This window comes from Marinobacterium nitratireducens (genome assembly GCF_014645375.1).
In the GTDB taxonomy this organism is placed as follows: domain Bacteria; phylum Pseudomonadota; class Gammaproteobacteria; order Pseudomonadales; family Balneatricaceae; genus Marinobacterium_A; species Marinobacterium_A nitratireducens.
In genome coordinates, this window is sequence record NZ_BMLT01000001.1 from 530,143 (window position 1) to 546,953 (window position 16,811).

10 protein-coding genes are annotated in these 16,811 nt (G+C 49.6%); 6 read left to right on the top strand and 4 right to left on the bottom strand.

Features of this window, described 5'->3' with window-relative positions:
- Positions 1-34 precede the first annotated feature (34 nt).
- On the top strand, positions 35-2,413 hold the full coding sequence (locus tag IEX85_RS02370; RefSeq protein ID WP_188857871.1) for a TOTE conflict system archaeo-eukaryotic primase domain-containing protein: 2,379 nt from the start codon (positions 35-37) through the stop codon (positions 2,411-2,413).
- Positions 2,414-2,547: 134 nt separating this feature from the next.
- Here IEX85_RS02370 and IEX85_RS02375 read toward each other — a convergent pair whose 3' ends face one another.
- The 4 genes from IEX85_RS02375 to umuD form a co-directional block, all read right to left on the bottom strand.
- Entirely contained in the window at positions 2,548-3,816 is a 1,269-nt protein-coding gene (locus tag IEX85_RS02375) for a HipA domain-containing protein (protein WP_188857873.1), read from the bottom strand.
- 11 nt (positions 3,817-3,827) lie between these two features.
- Positions 3,828-4,088, bottom strand: a complete 261-nt coding sequence (locus IEX85_RS02380; protein WP_188857875.1) for a helix-turn-helix domain-containing protein — start codon at positions 4,086-4,088, stop codon at positions 3,828-3,830.
- 498 nt (positions 4,089-4,586) lie between these two features.
- Entirely contained in the window at positions 4,587-5,639 is a 1,053-nt protein-coding gene (locus IEX85_RS24180) for a Y-family DNA polymerase (protein ID WP_308425617.1), read from the bottom strand.
- A 3-nt stretch (positions 5,640-5,642) separates the two neighbouring features.
- Positions 5,643-6,068: a translesion error-prone DNA polymerase V autoproteolytic subunit gene (gene umuD / locus IEX85_RS02390; RefSeq protein WP_188857877.1), complete on the bottom strand. Its 426-nt coding sequence runs from the start codon at positions 6,066-6,068 to the stop codon at positions 5,643-5,645.
- A 545-nt stretch (positions 6,069-6,613) separates the two neighbouring features.
- Here umuD and IEX85_RS02395 point away from each other — a divergent pair.
- The 5 genes from IEX85_RS02395 (at position 6,614) to drt3b (ending at position 16,605) form a co-directional block, all read left to right on the top strand.
- Positions 6,614-9,031, top strand: a complete 2,418-nt coding sequence (locus tag IEX85_RS02395; RefSeq protein WP_188857879.1) for a tellurite resistance TerB family protein — start codon at positions 6,614-6,616, stop codon at positions 9,029-9,031.
- On the top strand, positions 9,031-10,350 hold the full coding sequence (locus IEX85_RS02400; protein WP_188857881.1) for an ATP-binding protein: 1,320 nt from the start codon (positions 9,031-9,033) through the stop codon (positions 10,348-10,350). Before IEX85_RS02395 ends, IEX85_RS02400 begins: the two co-directional genes overlap by 1 nt.
- Positions 10,351-12,543, top strand: coding sequence for a DEAD/DEAH box helicase (locus IEX85_RS02405; protein ID WP_188857882.1), 2,193 nt, complete (start codon positions 10,351-10,353; stop codon positions 12,541-12,543).
- A 944-nt stretch (positions 12,544-13,487) separates the two neighbouring features.
- Entirely contained in the window at positions 13,488-14,669 is a 1,182-nt protein-coding gene (drt3a, locus tag IEX85_RS02410; RefSeq protein WP_188857884.1) for an antiviral reverse transcriptase Drt3a, read from the top strand.
- On the top strand, positions 14,662-16,605 hold the full coding sequence (drt3b, locus tag IEX85_RS02415) for an antiviral reverse transcriptase Drt3b (RefSeq protein ID WP_188857886.1): 1,944 nt from the start codon (positions 14,662-14,664) through the stop codon (positions 16,603-16,605). The genes drt3a and drt3b overlap by 8 nt, the downstream gene beginning before the upstream one ends.
- The last annotated feature ends 206 nt before the right edge of the window (positions 16,606-16,811 follow it).

The window sequence follows — 16,811 nt, forward strand, 5'->3', positions numbered from 1 at the left end:
AGGCGATCCGTCGTTGCGGTCGTCAGTTTTCTTCATGCCTGTATTTGATAGCCCTCCGACCGCACAGGATGAACTGAAAGCCATAGACAAGCGGCTAGCCGAGCTCGATGCCGAGAAGCAACGGCTGGTCCAGCGGAAGCAGGCGCTACTGCGGGCACATCCAGCCCATGCGCAGCTGATACTCAGCCCGGAACAAAAGGTCCAGTTGTTCCGCGATCTCTTCAGGGGTCGTACCGACGTGTTTGCCGTACGCTGGCAAAACGCCCAGGGGCGTCAAGGTTATTCCGTCGCCTGTCACAATGAATGGCTACCCGGCATTTGCAAGAAGCCGAAAGTCAAATGCGGTGACTGCGGCCATAAGCACTTCAAAACGCTCGATGAGCAGGCAGTATACGACCACTTGGCGGGAAAGCAGGTAGTTGGGCTCTATCCGTTATTGCCCGGGAGCCGCTGTCATCTACTGGCAGCGGACTTCGACAAGACGGGGTGGCAGGAGGCCGTTAAAGCGATGTCAAAAGTGTGCCATCAGGCGTCGATACCTCACGCAGTCGAAATATCGCGGTCCGGCAACGGAGCTCACCTCTGGATCTTTTTCTCTGAACCGGTGCTGGCCCAGGATGCGCGTCGTCTGGGCTTCACGCTTCTCGACAAGGCGATGGAAATCCATCCCGGTCTCTCATTCGACTCCTATGATCGGTTATTTCCCAATCAGGATCATATGCCGGAAGGTGGTTTCGGTAATTTGATCGCCTTACCGCTTCAGCACCAGGCGCGACGCCAGGGTAACAGCCAGTTCGTCGACGCCGATCTTCATGCGTACCCGGATCAGTGGCGCTTCCTGTCACAACTTGGTCGGCTGTCAGCTGACGATCTGTCCAGGTTGCTACGAGAGCTTGAGCCTGAACGTGCTGCGACGATTGACGAGCGCCCGCCCTGGGAACAAGGGCTACGTATTGACCATGGCCGAATTTACGGCTGCCCCGAGAGCGTCACGCTGACGTTGGCCAATCACATCTACATCAAACAGGACGCGATTCCGGCGCCCCTGATTGCAAGGCTGAAACGGCTCGCCAGCTTTTCGAATCCGGTGTTCTTCAAAACCCAGGCGCTTCGCTTTTCCACGCATGGCATACCGCGCTTTATCACCTGCGCTCGAATCGAGCAGGGGTACCTGTCACTCCCGCGCGGATGCCTGGATGATGTGAGAGACTTGCTAAAGGAGCAGCACATACAGATCGAAGTTGAAGATCATCGACACAGCGGTCAGCCACTTAACGACATGGCATTTCTGGGTGATTTGCGACCGGACCAGAGGCGAGCGGTCGAGGCAATGGCCGAGCACGATACCGGTATTCTGCATGCTCCCACGGCCTTCGGCAAAACGGTTACGGCGATCGGACTCATCGCCAAGCGTCGCGTGAACACCCTGATCCTGACCCACAGTCGTCAACTACTCGACCAGTGGAAAGAGCGCATCCAGTCATTCACCACCGGTGTGAATGTGGGAATCATCGGTGGCGGCAAGAAGAAGCCGACGGAAGAAATCGATATAGCGACGTACCAGAGCCTGATCGACAAGAAGGACAACACCGTCTCCGAATACGTTCAGCGATACGGTCAGGTCATCATCGACGAGTGCCACCATATCTCGGCACCGCGATATGAAATGTTGCTCAACGAAGTCCGGGCAAAGTACATAGCAGGTCTCACCGCGACACCGGACAGGCAGGATGGCCATCAGAAGATCATGTTCATGGTCGCCGGCCCCATCCGCCACAAGGTCAAAGCGGAGCAGGGTGCAAAATTCCAGCAAACGGTGCTTGTGAACCGACGCTATGATCAGCCTCCGGCCGAGCTGAGGCAGTCTGATGAGCGCCCGCATATCGCATCGGTCTATCGGTGGTTGGCGACAAACGAAGAGCGTAATGCAGCCATAGCCGAAGATGTCGTCACCGCAGTGGGATGCGGGCGCCATCCGCTGTTGCTGACCGAGCGGCGGGAGCATGCTGAAGCGTTGGCGCAGCTATTGGCGTCTAGAGGGCTCGAGGTCCTGGTATTGAGGGGCGCCATGCGCGCCACGGAACGCAAGCGTGCAAACGAGCAGCTGGCCTCGGCCCAAGTGGTCGTCGCCACGGGCAAGTACGTCGGTGAAGGCTTTGACCTGCCGCGACTGGATACGCTGTATCTCGCGCTACCCATCGCCTGGAAAGGTTCACTGGCGCAGTATGCCGGCCGTCTCCATCGGGCAGTGGAGGGAAAAGAGGCTGTCACGATCTATGACTACCTGGACTGCTCGTTACCGATGTTGCAGCGCATGTTCCAGAAGCGAGAGAAGGGGTATGCCGCGATGGGATATGACGTTAGATTTCCTGACCAGAACGACGTCAAAAAGACAATTGAGCTGGAGCTGTAAATAGCAGGCCTTCCTGGGTGAGGATTTATTCGATGAATCGTTCTAGGACGCTAACGATTTTTCCCTCTTGTACCGTCAGGCTATCATGTTCAAGGTTTCGACTTAGCTGTTCTCAGCAATGCTGGCTTTGGCGGCTAGCTTTCGAGTTGCCGAACTATGTCCTTCAATACGCCATGCTGGAACTGACGCAAATGGCGCAGTTCTCCTTGGCGTCCGGCACCTGGCAGGTTTTCCTTTTCCAGGCATTCGAGAAGCGTGCCCGTCACATCACCACTTTGTTTGATCATGTAGTTCACCGTGCGCTTGGCATAGGATAGGGACAGCTTCAGGGCATCCGCAAGCGCCAATACATCCGCCAGGCGAACATCACCCAGCCGCGTGGCACTACCCACCGCCCAGATCAAACGGGCATCGCCCCACTTGCCAGGCTGTTCGTACAGGGCTGTGCTGATCAGGTCGTAATGGGGCGCCAGATCAACAGCGGACGGCCCGGCAAAGAATGATAGGTTCTTCAAGTGATCATCGGTGTTGCCGATCAGCACGTTGAATAGCATCCACTGAAACAGCCGCTGGCGGGTACGGCCCTTGGTGCGGGACAGCTGCACCATCCGTTCCAGCGACGCTAGCGTGCACTGCTGATATTTGAAGGTGCGATCCAGTGACAGCAGCTGGCAACCATCGAGCACATGGCGACGGTAGAGCACCCCATTGTCGGACTGACGATCGAAGCGTTCGACCAGGTAAACCGGCTCCGGGACGTGCAGTACCCAGGTATCGGGAACGAGCAGACCCAGGCCCTTGGCCAGCTGCATCATGAACCACTCGTTGATGACCGTATGCGGATACTGCTCGGGATCGCTGTGCTCAGGCTTGAGAATATGCGTCGACGGTGTCGCTTCCTTGGGCTCAAACAGGGTGCCGTCACGATAGATCACCGGTAGCTTATGCTGCGCCCCGGCCAGGGACATGCGCTTGCTGGTGCCGGCTGAAAGGGCGATGTGGGGCAGGTGGCGAATACGGTTCGACAGTTCCTCGAACGGCAGCGGATGCTCCCCCAAAGTTGTCGGTACCTCGTCCTCATGAAGGAGCGTCAGGGCACCAGCGGATTCGGCGCCGTAATGCGTTAGCAGTCCGAAGGCATCCGCCTGGTCGAGCTTGGCATCCCGGGCCAGCAACGCCCGGGCATTTTCTTCTGGCAGAAGGTTGTCGAAGAACCACTGTACCGGGCGTTGGCTCGCACCGTCCTCGATGCGCCCGGACTCAATGGGCAGCTCCGGCGCCAGGTCGAAAGCGTTCCATTGCGGGTGGTATTCGAAATGCCATAGATTGCTGTACTCGCTGAGCGTCCCCACCTTGGCCTGGTTGCACCAGACGGTGAGCGAGCGTGTCTGAAGGTCTGCCATCGGTCCGTTCCTCACGCGTTATTGGTCAGCGATTCCTGCCACGCTTCTGCGACATCCTCGGGCAAGTCGAGGTGGACCTCGATACCCAGTTCCGCCAATAGCCTGAGGACGCGGCCGCACTCAACGGTCGGCTTGCCTTTCTCGACATCTCCGACGAACTTGTGGCTGCACTCAATCATGACGCCAAGATCATCCTGGCGGATGTGCTGGCGCTTTCGGGCCAGGCGGGCGATATGGCCGATCGCTTCGACATCTGTCACTTTGACTTTCATGGCACCTCCATTCGGAAAGAGTATAACTGTACGGTTATATTACTGCTGCTGTGCGTGGGATATCAAGCTACTATAACCGTTCGGTTAGTTTTTATCTGAACAATTGGCTATTTGATAAGAATATAACCGTTCGGTGATATGAGTTCCTCACCAACTCGTCGGCGTAACAGCGACGGTCATTGCGCTCATCACGGCGAAGAGCGCAAAGTTTCCGTCATCGTCATCGCCCGGACATTGGCCGCCTGAGACCGCCGTGAGCTGAGCCAGTGGTGGGAAAAGAGGCTGTCACGATTCACAAATCCGTGGGAAGACCAGCAGACTGAAACGTCACTTCTAAATTGCACCTTTTAGGGCTTTTTTCTCTATGGCGGCGCTAATCATGAGCGACCATACTGGGACCTGGAGAGGGTTCAGAGGGAACAGATGGCGGCGGATGAACGCCAGCGTCGGCACGGACAGTCAGCAACACAGCCCCTCGCACAGATGCCTCCGATAGCCTTAGTCAGTCTTCCTGCCGAAACTGAGTTCCTGAAGCTGATGGTAGTCCTCCAATACGATGGGGAAAGCCGCGGGATTTTTCCTTTCATCCTCATGGAGTGGCTCAGTGGGCACTTGCATCAGCTGTAATAGATAGATTGCTAACGCCCTGCGGGTCGGTATTTGCATGACTTCGTCATCAAAGCAGCGTTCCAACCTGACCATTGCTCGCTGCTCGGCAGAGAGAATCGGGTTCGTAATCAGTCTTAGCACAATCTCTTCATGCCAAAGCGAATCCTCGGACGCATCGATCAGTGGGGCTCCGTGCAATTCTCCACAGTGCAAAATACGCGCTAGCACAAAGTCACGAAACTCCCGGTTCCGCTCGCAGAAGGCCCGCACATGCCAGCGATACCCGCTTGATACCAATGTGTGGGGAGTTGCATCCGCCAGCTCAAGGGCTGTCCGAATTCCCACAGCATTCAGTCGAGGCGCTAACCGACGCCCGACTCCCCACAGTTCGTCGACGGGCGTAATTGCAAGCAGTCTCCGCTGTCGTTCAGAATCCGTCAGATCCACAACTCCACCTGTTTTCGGGTTGCGCTTCGCGGCGTGGTTCGCGAGCTTGGCCAGGGTTTTAGTCGGCGCGATCCCGACACATACCTGGATCCCAGTGTATTTCTGCACCTTGGTGCGTACCTGATGCCCGAATACGTCAAGCGCCGTACCGGCCGAAACCCCACCGAGGTCCAAGAATGCTTCGTCGATCGAATAGACCTCAACCCTGGGCGCCATCTGCTCTAGCAGACTCATAACACGGGCAGACATGTCACCGTATAGCGCGTAGTTTGATGAAAACGCCTGAATACCGTGCTCTCGGACCAGTTCCTGGATCTGGAAGAATGGCACCCCCATCTTGATACCTAGCGCCTTTGCTTCAGCGGAGCGAGCAACGACACAGCCGTCATTATTCGACAGGACGACGATGGGACGCCCCTTTAAATCCGGGCGAAACAGCCGCTCGCAGGAAGCGTAGAAGTTGTTGCAGTCCACCAGCGCAAACACACTTGGCATCGGTTACCTCAGCGCGTGAATGACGTTGGTCACAACACCGAAAATCTCCAGCTCGGATTCGTCCCTTAGCTCGATAGCCGAGTACGAGGCATTTGCCGCCTCAAGACGCAGAGAAGGCCGCAATGAAAGCCGCTTGACTGTGAACTCGCCATCGACACTCGCGATGACAATATCGCCGTGTACTGGGTCAAGCGAGCGGTCAACGATCAGGATGTCTCCCGAGAAGATTCCCGCCTCGATCATAGATTCGCCTTCAGCGCGCACGAAGAAGGTAGCGGCAGGGCGCTTGATGCAAAGCTCATTGAGATCCAGGCTTCGCTCAATGTAGTCCTGTGCAGGAGACGGGAAGCCAGCAGATACACGCTCGGCGAAGAGAGGGACCTCCAATGTCTTAGGTTCACCGCACCGTCCCAAAATTACTGCTGTCATATCAAAATCTCGAATACTGTATATATATACAGTATAGCGATCTCGCCAGGCGAGAATCCACCCTGACAACGTATCGGTCTTGCATTGAGAAGAAGCGAGGCGACTTGCGCACCTTCCATTTGGCTGTAATGTTGGCTAGTACGATAGGAAATCACACTGCGCCATGAAGGGAAAACGATGGCGGCCAAGAATCAAACAATGAACATGCAGGAGTTGCTGGTATTTGCCAAGCCGGTGGCCGCTCGACGCGCTCAGAGATGGTCTCAGCCTCTTTTTATCCGTCCGTGAAAATGGGGTAGCCCCCTCCACATATTTGGAGAAAGCAGAAATATCGGAAATAGCAGCAATTGCAATCAAAGGAAGTTAGGGTGACCGCAAGCGACCTGTGGCGGACATCAACTATACTAGCGGTTTGCCTTCGTCGGGATAGGAAATGAAGTGTCTAACCTAATTGACTGGTGCTAATCTGACCATGCTAATGTGATCTCAAGGAGCGAGCAGGTCAACGTTTAATAGCGTTACGCTATCAAGGAGTTTTGTAGTCTATGGAATGGATTATCGTTGCAGTCGTTCTCTATATCGTCTTCCAAGCTGCTCGCAAAAGTACGAAAAAGCAAACGGGCGGCCGAGCGAGTAGCTCACCAAAAACGGCTCGTAGCCGATCTGCTAAATCCTCTGGGATAACATTGACAGTCACGACTACCTCCAGCTTAGGCAGACCACGCAAAGATGATGTGTTAAGTGACTTTAAGCTGGTCGACACGCTCGACCAGGATATTGAAACACCGATTGCTGGACGTTGGATACCACTTGGGGATCCCGTCTCGATTGGAGGCTCGCTTATCAAGCGTGGTGGTTTCTACCTATGCGACACAAATAGTCTCAAGGGTAGCCGCAATGAACCTTCGCTGGTCGAGATTAACTCTCAGATAGTTGCCACAGATTACAGCTATGAAGATCCTGAGATAAGTTACTATCCTCGATTCTCTTCGCTGAATGCCCGGGCCAAAGGTGCATACATTACTTGGCTAGCGAGTAGTCGCGACGACCCGGACACGCCGATTACTTACGTATTTCTGTACTTCTATGGATTCGAGCGTAGATTTTTGGTTGACCACCTCAACGGCGAAAGACCGCTTGAAAAAGACGAATTACGTACATTGTTCAAAGAGCTAAACCGCCTCAAGGCCGTTTTTTCAAAGAACCGGTCGTTTAAGGGATATGTCTCCCGGCTTATGGATCTGATGATCGTGCTGGAGCCAGATCTGTTCGCCAACGTCAAACAGGCCTACATAAGCGGGCATAATTCACTGAGCCTTCGTTACCAAGTAGGGCTCTGTGCACTGAATAATACACCGGTAGGACCTGCGCTTGCGTACGGTTGGGCCCGCTATCATCCGAACTACTCCGTCCGAGCACCTGCTCGTCGTTGTGAAGACGCCTTCAAGTCACTCTTCAAAATCCGCTACCGAGAACAGTTCGGTGATGGTATTAAGGTAAAGGTCAATAAACGTCAACTTGAACTGCACTATCGGCCAGCCAGTGGGGCGTTACTTGGGGCTGACTTGCATTTGCCGCAGTTGAACGTACCGGATCCGTTTGAGCTAACAGGGCCACAACGGAAGCTGGAGGCCGTGGCTGAAGCCATCACGGAGGAGTTGGCGCCGCTGAGCCGGTATCTTGGCAAAGAAGGTCATCGGCCGGACGATATTGAGGCAAGCCTATTGCTGCCCAAGCCGCTACTCGAGCGAAGGCTACCACCTGCGCTCGCCAAAATTAGTACGGTCCTGAAAGCGCATGTCGAGACGCGTGACGAGATGTTACCGGTCGCTAGCCTTTGGAAACTAATGGGGAAGTCTGAGCCTGAGAAGCTGAACAAAGGGGAGCTAGAGCTCTTATCACGCACACTCGATAACCTGGACATAGGCTTCGCGCCAGACCCTCGCGTGCATCATGTGAAGCCGGACCCTAAAGGAAAAATCACACTTTTCCCTCAAGACGGTGCTGAGAAAACGGCGCTGACGCCATCGTTGCAAGAGTACGCTACAGTCGTGCGGCTTGGCACTATGGTCGCTGCACAAAATGGGGCTGAAGGCGAAGAAGCACGTGCTTTGAAGACCGTGATCGAGGAGAACGTGCACCTTAGCGGTGCTGACAAGAAATCGTTGCATGCATACCTGCGCTGGAGCTTGCAGGCACCAATCAACATGACTGGCGTCAAGAAGCGGATTGACAGTCTGGATCAGGAGCAGCGTGCGGTTCTGAGCAAACTCCTCATCGGAGTCGCCATGGCAGACGGACATGCCTCCATCGACGAGATACGGCAACTTGAGCGTATATACACAACGTTAGGCCTTGATAAAACTATGGTAACTCGAGACATCCATGAAGTTTCAAGTTACAGCGCTAAACAACGCGAGCAATCATCTTCTCCGACAACCTCGGTCTCGCCATTGGCACCAGCTGATGAACCGTCAGCCACGACAACAGTTGCCAAAGCGCTTTCTGGATTTATCTTAGACGAAGCGGTTTTGGCGCTACACGAGTCGGAGACGCGTCACGCCCAGTCACTTTTGGGCGACATTTTTGCCGATGACGCCGGTATACCAGAAGAGGTCGATGCGGAGCAGTCCCATGAGGAAACTCAAGAAGCTCTCGAGTATCCAGAGGTCGAGGAAACAGCATTAGAGGGGGGCGAACTTGAAGGAACTGAGGTTTTCAGTGGTCTTGACGTACCTCACCAGGCGTTGGCCGAAGACTTGATCTCCAGAATCAGTTGGCCACGCTCTGAGGTAGAGGCGCTAGCCTCGGCGCGAGGACTTATGACCGATGGTGCCCTTGAGGTGCTGAATGAATGGGCCTTCGACCAGTTTGATGCGCCGTTGATTGAAGACCAGGGCGATTTGATCGAGATAGACCAAGACACGCTCGATGAAATAAAAGCGGTAAGGGAGCAAGATTGATGACAACGAAGCGTATACGACCGAAAGAGCGAGAAGCGATCATCCAGTCATTGCGCTCCGGAGTCACGCCGAAGGTGGGTATCCAACACATCCAAGTTGGACGAATTCATGAAATCAGAGCCTTATACAGCGATATCGAACGGGTATCGGAGGGTGGCTCTGTCTTCCGGCTCATTATCGGTGATTACGGATCGGGGAAGACCTTCTTCCTGAGCGTGATTCGGCAGATCGCACTTGAGAAGAAGCTGGTCACCGTCAATGCAGACCTTGCGCCCGATCGCCGTATACACGCTTCTGACGGTCAGGCTCGTAACCTATATTCAGAGCTCATGCGTAACCTGGCTACTCGGAACAAGCCCGAAGGAAATGCACTTACGAGTGTGGTCGAGCGGTTCATTACCCAAGCTAGACAGCATGCCGACCAAGAAGGCAAGTCGGTGGATAGTGTCATCCAAAGCCGCCTTTCCGACCTGAACGAGTTGGTGGGTGGCTACGACTTCAGTAAGGTGATAGAGGCCTACTGGAGGGGACACGAAACGGACAATGAGTCGCTCAAAACTGCTGCCATCAGGTGGTTACGCGCGGAATACAGTACCAAGACCGAAGCTCGAAAGGACTTGGATGTCCGAAACATCATCTCTGACCACTCGTTCTATGACGCGTTAAAGCTGATGAGTCTTTTCGTGCGGCAAGCAGGATATGCCGGACTATTGGTCAATCTGGATGAGATGGTAAACCTATACAAGCTCAATAGTGGCCAGGCGCGTACCGCCAATTATGAGCAGATCCTGCGTATCTTGAATGATTGTCTCCAAGGCTCGGCTGAGTATCTCGGGTTTCTGCTGGGGGGGACACCTGAATTTCTATTGGACCCACGTCGTGGTCTATACAGCTATGAAGCACTTCAGTCTCGTTTGGCTGGGAATAGCTTCGCGAAGCAAGCCGGCGTCGTGGATTACTCTTCCCCAGCACTTCATTTAGCGAGCCTCACCCCTGAGGAGCTTTACATACTGCTGAAGAACCTTCGTCATGTATTTGCCGGGGGCGATGAAAGTGAATATTTAGTCGATGATCACGCGTTAGTAGCGTTCCTCAAGCATTGTAGCGAGACGATCGGAGAGGCCTACTTCCGTACACCGCGTAACACGATCAAGGCTTTCCTGGATCTCTTGGCGGTGTTGGAGCAGAACGATCACCTGGAATGGAAAAACCTACTCGGCAATGTAGCCATTGCGCCAGAAATGCCTTCAGGCATGCCCGAGTCAGATGAGCCCTTATCGATTTCAAGCGATGATGAGCTTGTGGGGTTCAAGCTCTAAATGAAACCGGAAGACCGACTTTCAGCAGGTGTGCAGCGCTGGATCTACCGGCAAGGGTGGAGATCTCTGCGCCCGGTCCAGGTAGAAGCCATTGAGCCGATCCAAGCGCGAGATCGCGACATTGTGATCAGCGCCTCTACGGCTGCTGGAAAAACTGAAGCATTCTTTTTACCAGCTATGAGCGTGGTGGATACAGAGCAGGATGGCTTCAGCATCATTTATATCAGTCCGCTGAAGGCGCTGATCAACGATCAGCATCGCCGACTCGAAATGTTGTCCGAGTTCACTGGTATCCCGGTAACCCCATGGCATGGCGATGTCTCTTCATCTTTGAAGGGAAAGGTTCGAAAGAGGCCAAAGGGGATTCTGTTGATCACGCCGGAGTCTCTCGAAGCAATGCTGATGCGCCATGTGGGGTGGTCTGAAGAAGCTTTTCGGCATTTACAATACTGTGTCATAGATGAGTATCACGCCTTTATCGGTACGGAGAGAGGCCAACAACTCGTATCACTGCTTGAACGAGTGCAGGCCTTGGTCCATGAAGTTGTGCCTCGTGTTGCTTTGAGTGCGACCTTGGGAGACCTGGCCACGGTTGTACAGACCTTAAGACCGGGGGCCGGAGTCCCGTGCCACATCATTGAGAGCAAAGGTACTCATTCCTCACTGATGTTCCGGCTTAAAGGCTATGAAGATCCTGAGATTGGCCCGCAGCCATCTAAGGATGTGTTGGAGAGGTTGGCGATTCCCAGAATCAACGGGGAAATTTTCAAGGTGTGCCGTGGCGGTTTCCATCTCATCTTTGCCAACAGCCGGCGCAACACTGAACTTCATGCCTCTTCATTGAGTGATATGTGCGAACAGGCTCATGTACCCAATGAGTTCTTTCCGCATCATGGGTCTCTATCCAAAGAGCATCGCGAATATGTTGAATCCCGAATGCAGAAAGGTGACCGGCCCACATCGACTATCTGCACAATGACCCTGGAACTGGGTATCGACATTGGGAAGGTGGATTCCATTATCCAGGTGGGTACACCACACTCGGTGTCCAGCCTACGCCAGCGGCTAGGTCGCTCTGGGCGGCGTGGCGGGCCAGCAGCATTGAGAATGCTGATTAAAGAATCGGAACTCTCCGCTAAGTCGACAATTCAGGACCGGCTTCGTCTTCACCTGTTCCAATCGATTGCACTCGTGCGCCTTCTACTGTTCAGCCGCTGGTATGAACCGCCGGACAGCACTCTCTACCACTTCTCGACACTTCTCCATCAGATCATGGCACTCATTGCGCAGTGGGGTGGTGTCAGAGCGGAGCAGCTTTACAAGCAGCTTTGTCGCCAGGGCCCCTTCGGTCGTGTATCCGTGACGCAGTTCACCCAACTACTTCGTCATATGGGCGAGACGGAACTGATCAGCCAGATGGGCAACGGCGAGCTGGTATTGGGACTGGCTGGCGAAAAGATGGTGGATGATTACCGCTTCTATGCGGCTTTCAAAACGCCAGAGGAGTTTCGGATTATTGCTAACGGCAAGACGCTGGGTACTCTAACCGCCAACGAACCGCTGATTGAAGGGCAGATGATTATCTTCAGTGGCAGGCGCTGGCGGGTCGACCATGTGGATACACAAGTACTGGCGGTGTATGTAAGTCAGTCTCGTCAGGGGCAACCACCTTTATTTGGTGGGAGCGGTGCGCCGGTGCATCGTCGCGTTCGAGAAGAGATGCTGGCGCTGTACCGGGAAGGACAATACACATTACCAGCCGGAGGCAGTGAGGTTGATTACCTAGATGATGAAGCCAAGCGCCTTTTTGAGCAGGGACTGGGGGCATTCCGGACGCTTAACTTAGCGGAAGACGTCCTTATTGAGGAGCGTGGCGCTACGTATGTTGTGCCCTGGCTTGGCGACAAGGAGTGCTACACACTTGCAGCTTGGCTTACTTCCCCGAGACAAGAGGTCGGCACTTTTGCCGGCATCATCGAGGTGCCTGGTATGACCAAGAAGCAGGTTGTTGATAGTTTCACTAGGTTCTCATATGCCACCATTACTGAGGCGAAGTTGGCGGAGCGTGTAGCAGATAAGCTGACGGAAAAATTCGATGAATGGCTACCTGAAGAGCTGCTCAATGAGGGGTACGGAGCAAAATTCTTTGATATTTCTGCAACGAAAGCTTGGATACAGGATTCGGTTTTTTAGGGGGCATGTAGCTTCGGAGTAGAGATTGTTCGGTGTTCCATATCAATCGGTAAATACGGCAAATATGTATGTATATGGAAAAGTGCGTAATTGACGTGATTGTTGAACTCAACTCTGATGACTGCTTAGTGCCCAAAGCGGACATTTCCTTTGTTGGAGTGAACAAGATAAAAGCTCTATGATGACCTCACGTTTTTTCTCTAGAACACTGGCAATTACGTCGAGTTTGTATAAGAATCAAACGGCCGCAGGAACAGATGAAGCTGACTTATCGTATGCCTCTTTGGTCGACTGATTGAAAGAAGGTATATTTTATAGAAGGAGAAAGATATCAATGGACGGATTTTTTATCCTTGTATTTCAGATAGTTACATATTTCCTATATAATCCGTTGAGGATTGTGTTGTATGCCTTTGGATAGGTAGTTTGAGATCGAAGACCTGATTAATGAGCTTTTAGCTATCAGGAAGATATCGGGCGTGAATTATGGATAAGATCCTAGATTTACATTACGAGCATAAGGCTGCTAATTTTCTACATGCAGCGTTGGCTGGTTGCTTTTGGGAAGTCCAATCGAAAAATCTAGGGATCGATAAGGAGAAGCTCGTGTCCATTTTTAGAGATATGTGTCGGCTTATTAATCAAGGTGACGCACATAGTAAGGAATATATGTGCGCCGAAGCAGTTATTTCTTCATGTATTAGAATAGTAAAATGTATATGCCTTAATGCTGAGGTGTCGTATACATTAATTCATGGTGGTTCTCGCGAAATAAATGCGTTAAGTCATTATGAAAATTCAGTGAAAAATTACGAACACATGAAGGAATTGAAAAAATGCTGACAAGGTTTTCAAAATCGCTCACGTCGCTCTCTGGGACCTAAAAAGCTTTGCTTATTTTGCCCTTTAACTGCAGTGTTAACTCTAATTGATAGACTGAGCCAATGCTAAAACAGGTTTTTGATAGAGAGCAACTTGCTAAAGTACTGACATCATCAGATGTTTGGCAGTGGGATTTATTATCTAGTTACGAAAATGTTGAAATAGCAGTAGATCACACTGTTCAATACTGGAAGTCAAATAACCTTACCTTATCCTCCTTAGAGAAAAGGACAGTAAAAGGCAAAACAGTCTTTATCCCGGCCAATATGGAAGATGCTTTTGCAATAAAACTACTCGATCGGTTTGTTAGAAGAATTTATAAAGTCAGGCAGTCGGATCGTAATCGAGTAGTAAGGCAGCTGAAAACGCTATTAAAAGACTCTGGAAATTATCATATCCTTCGATTGGATATAAAAGACTGTTATGAAGCCATACAGTTTGAAAATCTAATAGATAAGTTTGAGGATGATTTGATTCTCGCTCCAGAATGTATCAAATTGCTTAATGGTATTCTTGGTGATCTTTGGATTAATAATGGTATGCGAGGTTTGCCTAGAGGTTTGTCTATAAGCTCTACGCTTGCTGAGCTTTATTTAGAAGCGCTGGATAATAAAATAGCATCACATCCTGACGTGATATATAGCGCGAGATATGTCGATGATATCATTGTTCTAACACCAGCAGGTAAAGAAGTTGGAGTGCAGAGCGATGTTGAAGCCTTCATGAATGAAATGGGTCTAACCCTCAATAATAATACTAATAAGTACTATAGTGGCTCTTCAAACTCAGCAGAGTTTGATTACTTAGGTTATTCGATCAAGGTGGAGCCTAAAAGGGATAAGCCAAACGAAGTAGCTTTAAAAATCTCTCGTTCGAAGTTAAGCAAGCTTAAATCTAGGATTGCAATAAGCTTTTATGATTATAAAAAACAGAACAATATATCACTCTTAAAAAGAAGAATTGAATATCTTTGTATGCTTAAAACTGTACGAAAAGGTAAAAACGGAGATCTTTTAGCAGGCCTTGCTCACAACTATCAATATGTTACAGATAACTTTGAGTGTTTAAAGGCTCTTGATGGTTTTCTGTGCCAACAATTGGTCAACCCTAGGTTTGGGCTCAATCAACAAGAACAAGACAAAATCAAGAAAGTATCAATATATGGAAATGTAAAAAAGCGAAATGTAGGAAAGTTCAGCAAGAAGCAAACAGCTCTTATCGTACGGGTTTGGCAAAATGCCTGACATTATTAAAGTAGATACTAATGACAAATTAAGAACATTGCTAACTGATGTTCTTCCCTATGAGTTACCGCTATGGTTCTCTAATTTCACAATGTATCAAAGGTTTAGTACGTCAGTGCATATTAATGCATATAAGACTATATCGGGTCTAGATTTTGAAAGTGGAACTGGAGTCTATATTCCGTTAGATTACCTTATATGCAGAGGTGGTAACAAGACACCGCGTGCAATATCAATCATGCACCCAGTAGCTCAGTTGAAAGTTTGTGATTTTTATGATGAATACGATGATCTAATCGAATATTACTGTACAAAATCAAAATACTCTTTAAGACATCCTTATAGAAAATCAACCAAGTTCTACGGTAAAGCCCAGGAAGGATCAAAACTAGCGGATGGTGTTGAAAGTGCAGACGAAGAGCGAATTGTAGCAAGCTCCTACTTCAAATACAAAAAATATCCTTTCTTATATCGTTTTTTCGAGTCTTATGAGTATCATAAACTGGAAAAACAGTTTCACAGCATGCTTCAGGTTGACGTATCAAAATGTTTTCCGAGTATTTACACACATTCTATTGGATGGGCCGTAAAAAATAAGCGCTTGGCTAAAGCTAAGCCAAGGGCTCATGGGGATTTTGATGGGGAATTCGATAACTTAATGCAGCTCACAAATTATCGTGAGACTAACGGAATTATCATAGGGCCTGAAGTAAGTCGGATTTTTGCAGAAATTATATTGCAGAAGATCGATTTAAACTTAGTCGATAGAATGCTTCAAAACAAATATAAAATATCAAAAGACTATGATTTTAGACGTTATGTTGATGATTATTTTGTTTTCTTTCGATCAGAAGAAGTGAAAAAAAATTTCATAAAAGCACTAGAGTCTAGTCTTTTGGAATATAAGATGTATTTGAATGAGGCAAAAACTACAATAGCCTCTAGGCCTTTTGCAACTGACATATCTTTGGCTAAACATGCATTGAGTCATGCAGTAGGAGAGTTCTACAGTTCACGTTATAAAGAAAAGGACACAGACTCAGAATCTATTGTTCAATTAAGAAAGCCAAGTTCTAAAGCTAATAAGGCAATAGCTGAAATAAAAATGACTTTGGCTAATCACAAGGTTGAGTACAGTTCTATATCCAACTATCTCTTTAGTGCAATCACAAAGCGAATGCTTTCGTACTTGTCAAAAATAGAAGAAGTTGATTCAAAAGAAGAATTTCATTTAAATTGGTTATTAGTTGATCTGGATGTGCTGTTTTTTATTCATGCAATGGATATTCGGATAAGACCTACTGATAGATTGGCACGATTAATTCATGATCTGCTTGAAAGAACTTCGAATTGGTCGGAGAACTATAAGGAAATAATTCATAAAAAAGTTTTTGATCACGTTAAACAGGCAATAAATATATTTATTAATCATGCGAATGAAATGATTGGGCTTGAGACATTAAATCTCTTGATTATATTAACAATGCTTCCGTCTAAATATCAGTTGCCAGAGAATAAGCTAAAGGAGTACTTGGGTAGCTTGGAAAAGAGTTCAGAAACCAATGATTTCTATTTTCGTTGGATAACATTCATGCTATATATAGAAAGGAAGTCAGAGTATGATGAACTACGAGATGAACTTATTAAAGCAGCTGAAAACTACTTACTAAATAACGATCATATGTTTATCTCTTCTGAATATTTTATGTTATACTTTGATTACTTGGCTTGCCCGCACATCGATGAGGCAGTTAGAAGGGTGATAATGGGTGAAGTTAAAAATATCACCTTGGATAGCAAAAAAAAGTCAGTTCAGTTTAATGTAAATACGCAAAGCCAAATAGTGCTTAACAAAGACTTTATTGTTAGCTGGAGGGATCCTAAATATTTGAAAAATAGCCTAGAGAAAAAAGAGTATCTTTTTTCCTACAATTAGTTTATGTCGCCTGCCTCCGTAGGTTTCTGCACTCACTTCGGTGATTGTACGGGCTTTGGGAAACCTTAGCCACACACACGATGGGAGGTAGGCGGCACCAAAAAATACCAAGTTAACTTAGAATTCCGAGAAGGCTACGGGGTAGGTCTTGCCTTTTGCTCATTCTGCATCCTGTCGCTTTACGTCTACTTTGTGCCGGATGTGAC

Coding starts and splice junctions, on each gene's coding strand:
- IEX85_RS02370 (WP_188857871.1), top strand. CDS start 35: ATGCCTGTATTTGATAGCCCTCCGACCGCACAGGATGAACTGAAAGCC.
- IEX85_RS02375 (WP_188857873.1), bottom strand. CDS start 3,816: ATGGCAGACCTTCAGACACGCTCGCTCACCGTCTGGTGCAACCAGGCC.
- IEX85_RS02380 (WP_188857875.1), bottom strand. CDS start 4,088: ATGAAAGTCAAAGTGACAGATGTCGAAGCGATCGGCCATATCGCCCGC.
- IEX85_RS24180 (WP_308425617.1), bottom strand. CDS start 5,639: ATGCCAAGTGTGTTTGCGCTGGTGGACTGCAACAACTTCTACGCTTCC.
- umuD (WP_188857877.1), bottom strand. CDS start 6,068: ATGACAGCAGTAATTTTGGGACGGTGCGGTGAACCTAAGACATTGGAG.
- IEX85_RS02395 (WP_188857879.1), top strand. CDS start 6,614: ATGGAATGGATTATCGTTGCAGTCGTTCTCTATATCGTCTTCCAAGCT.
- IEX85_RS02400 (WP_188857881.1), top strand. CDS start 9,031: ATGACAACGAAGCGTATACGACCGAAAGAGCGAGAAGCGATCATCCAG.
- IEX85_RS02405 (WP_188857882.1), top strand. CDS start 10,351: ATGAAACCGGAAGACCGACTTTCAGCAGGTGTGCAGCGCTGGATCTAC.
- drt3a (WP_188857884.1), top strand. CDS start 13,488: ATGCTAAAACAGGTTTTTGATAGAGAGCAACTTGCTAAAGTACTGACA.
- drt3b (WP_188857886.1), top strand. CDS start 14,662: ATGCCTGACATTATTAAAGTAGATACTAATGACAAATTAAGAACATTG.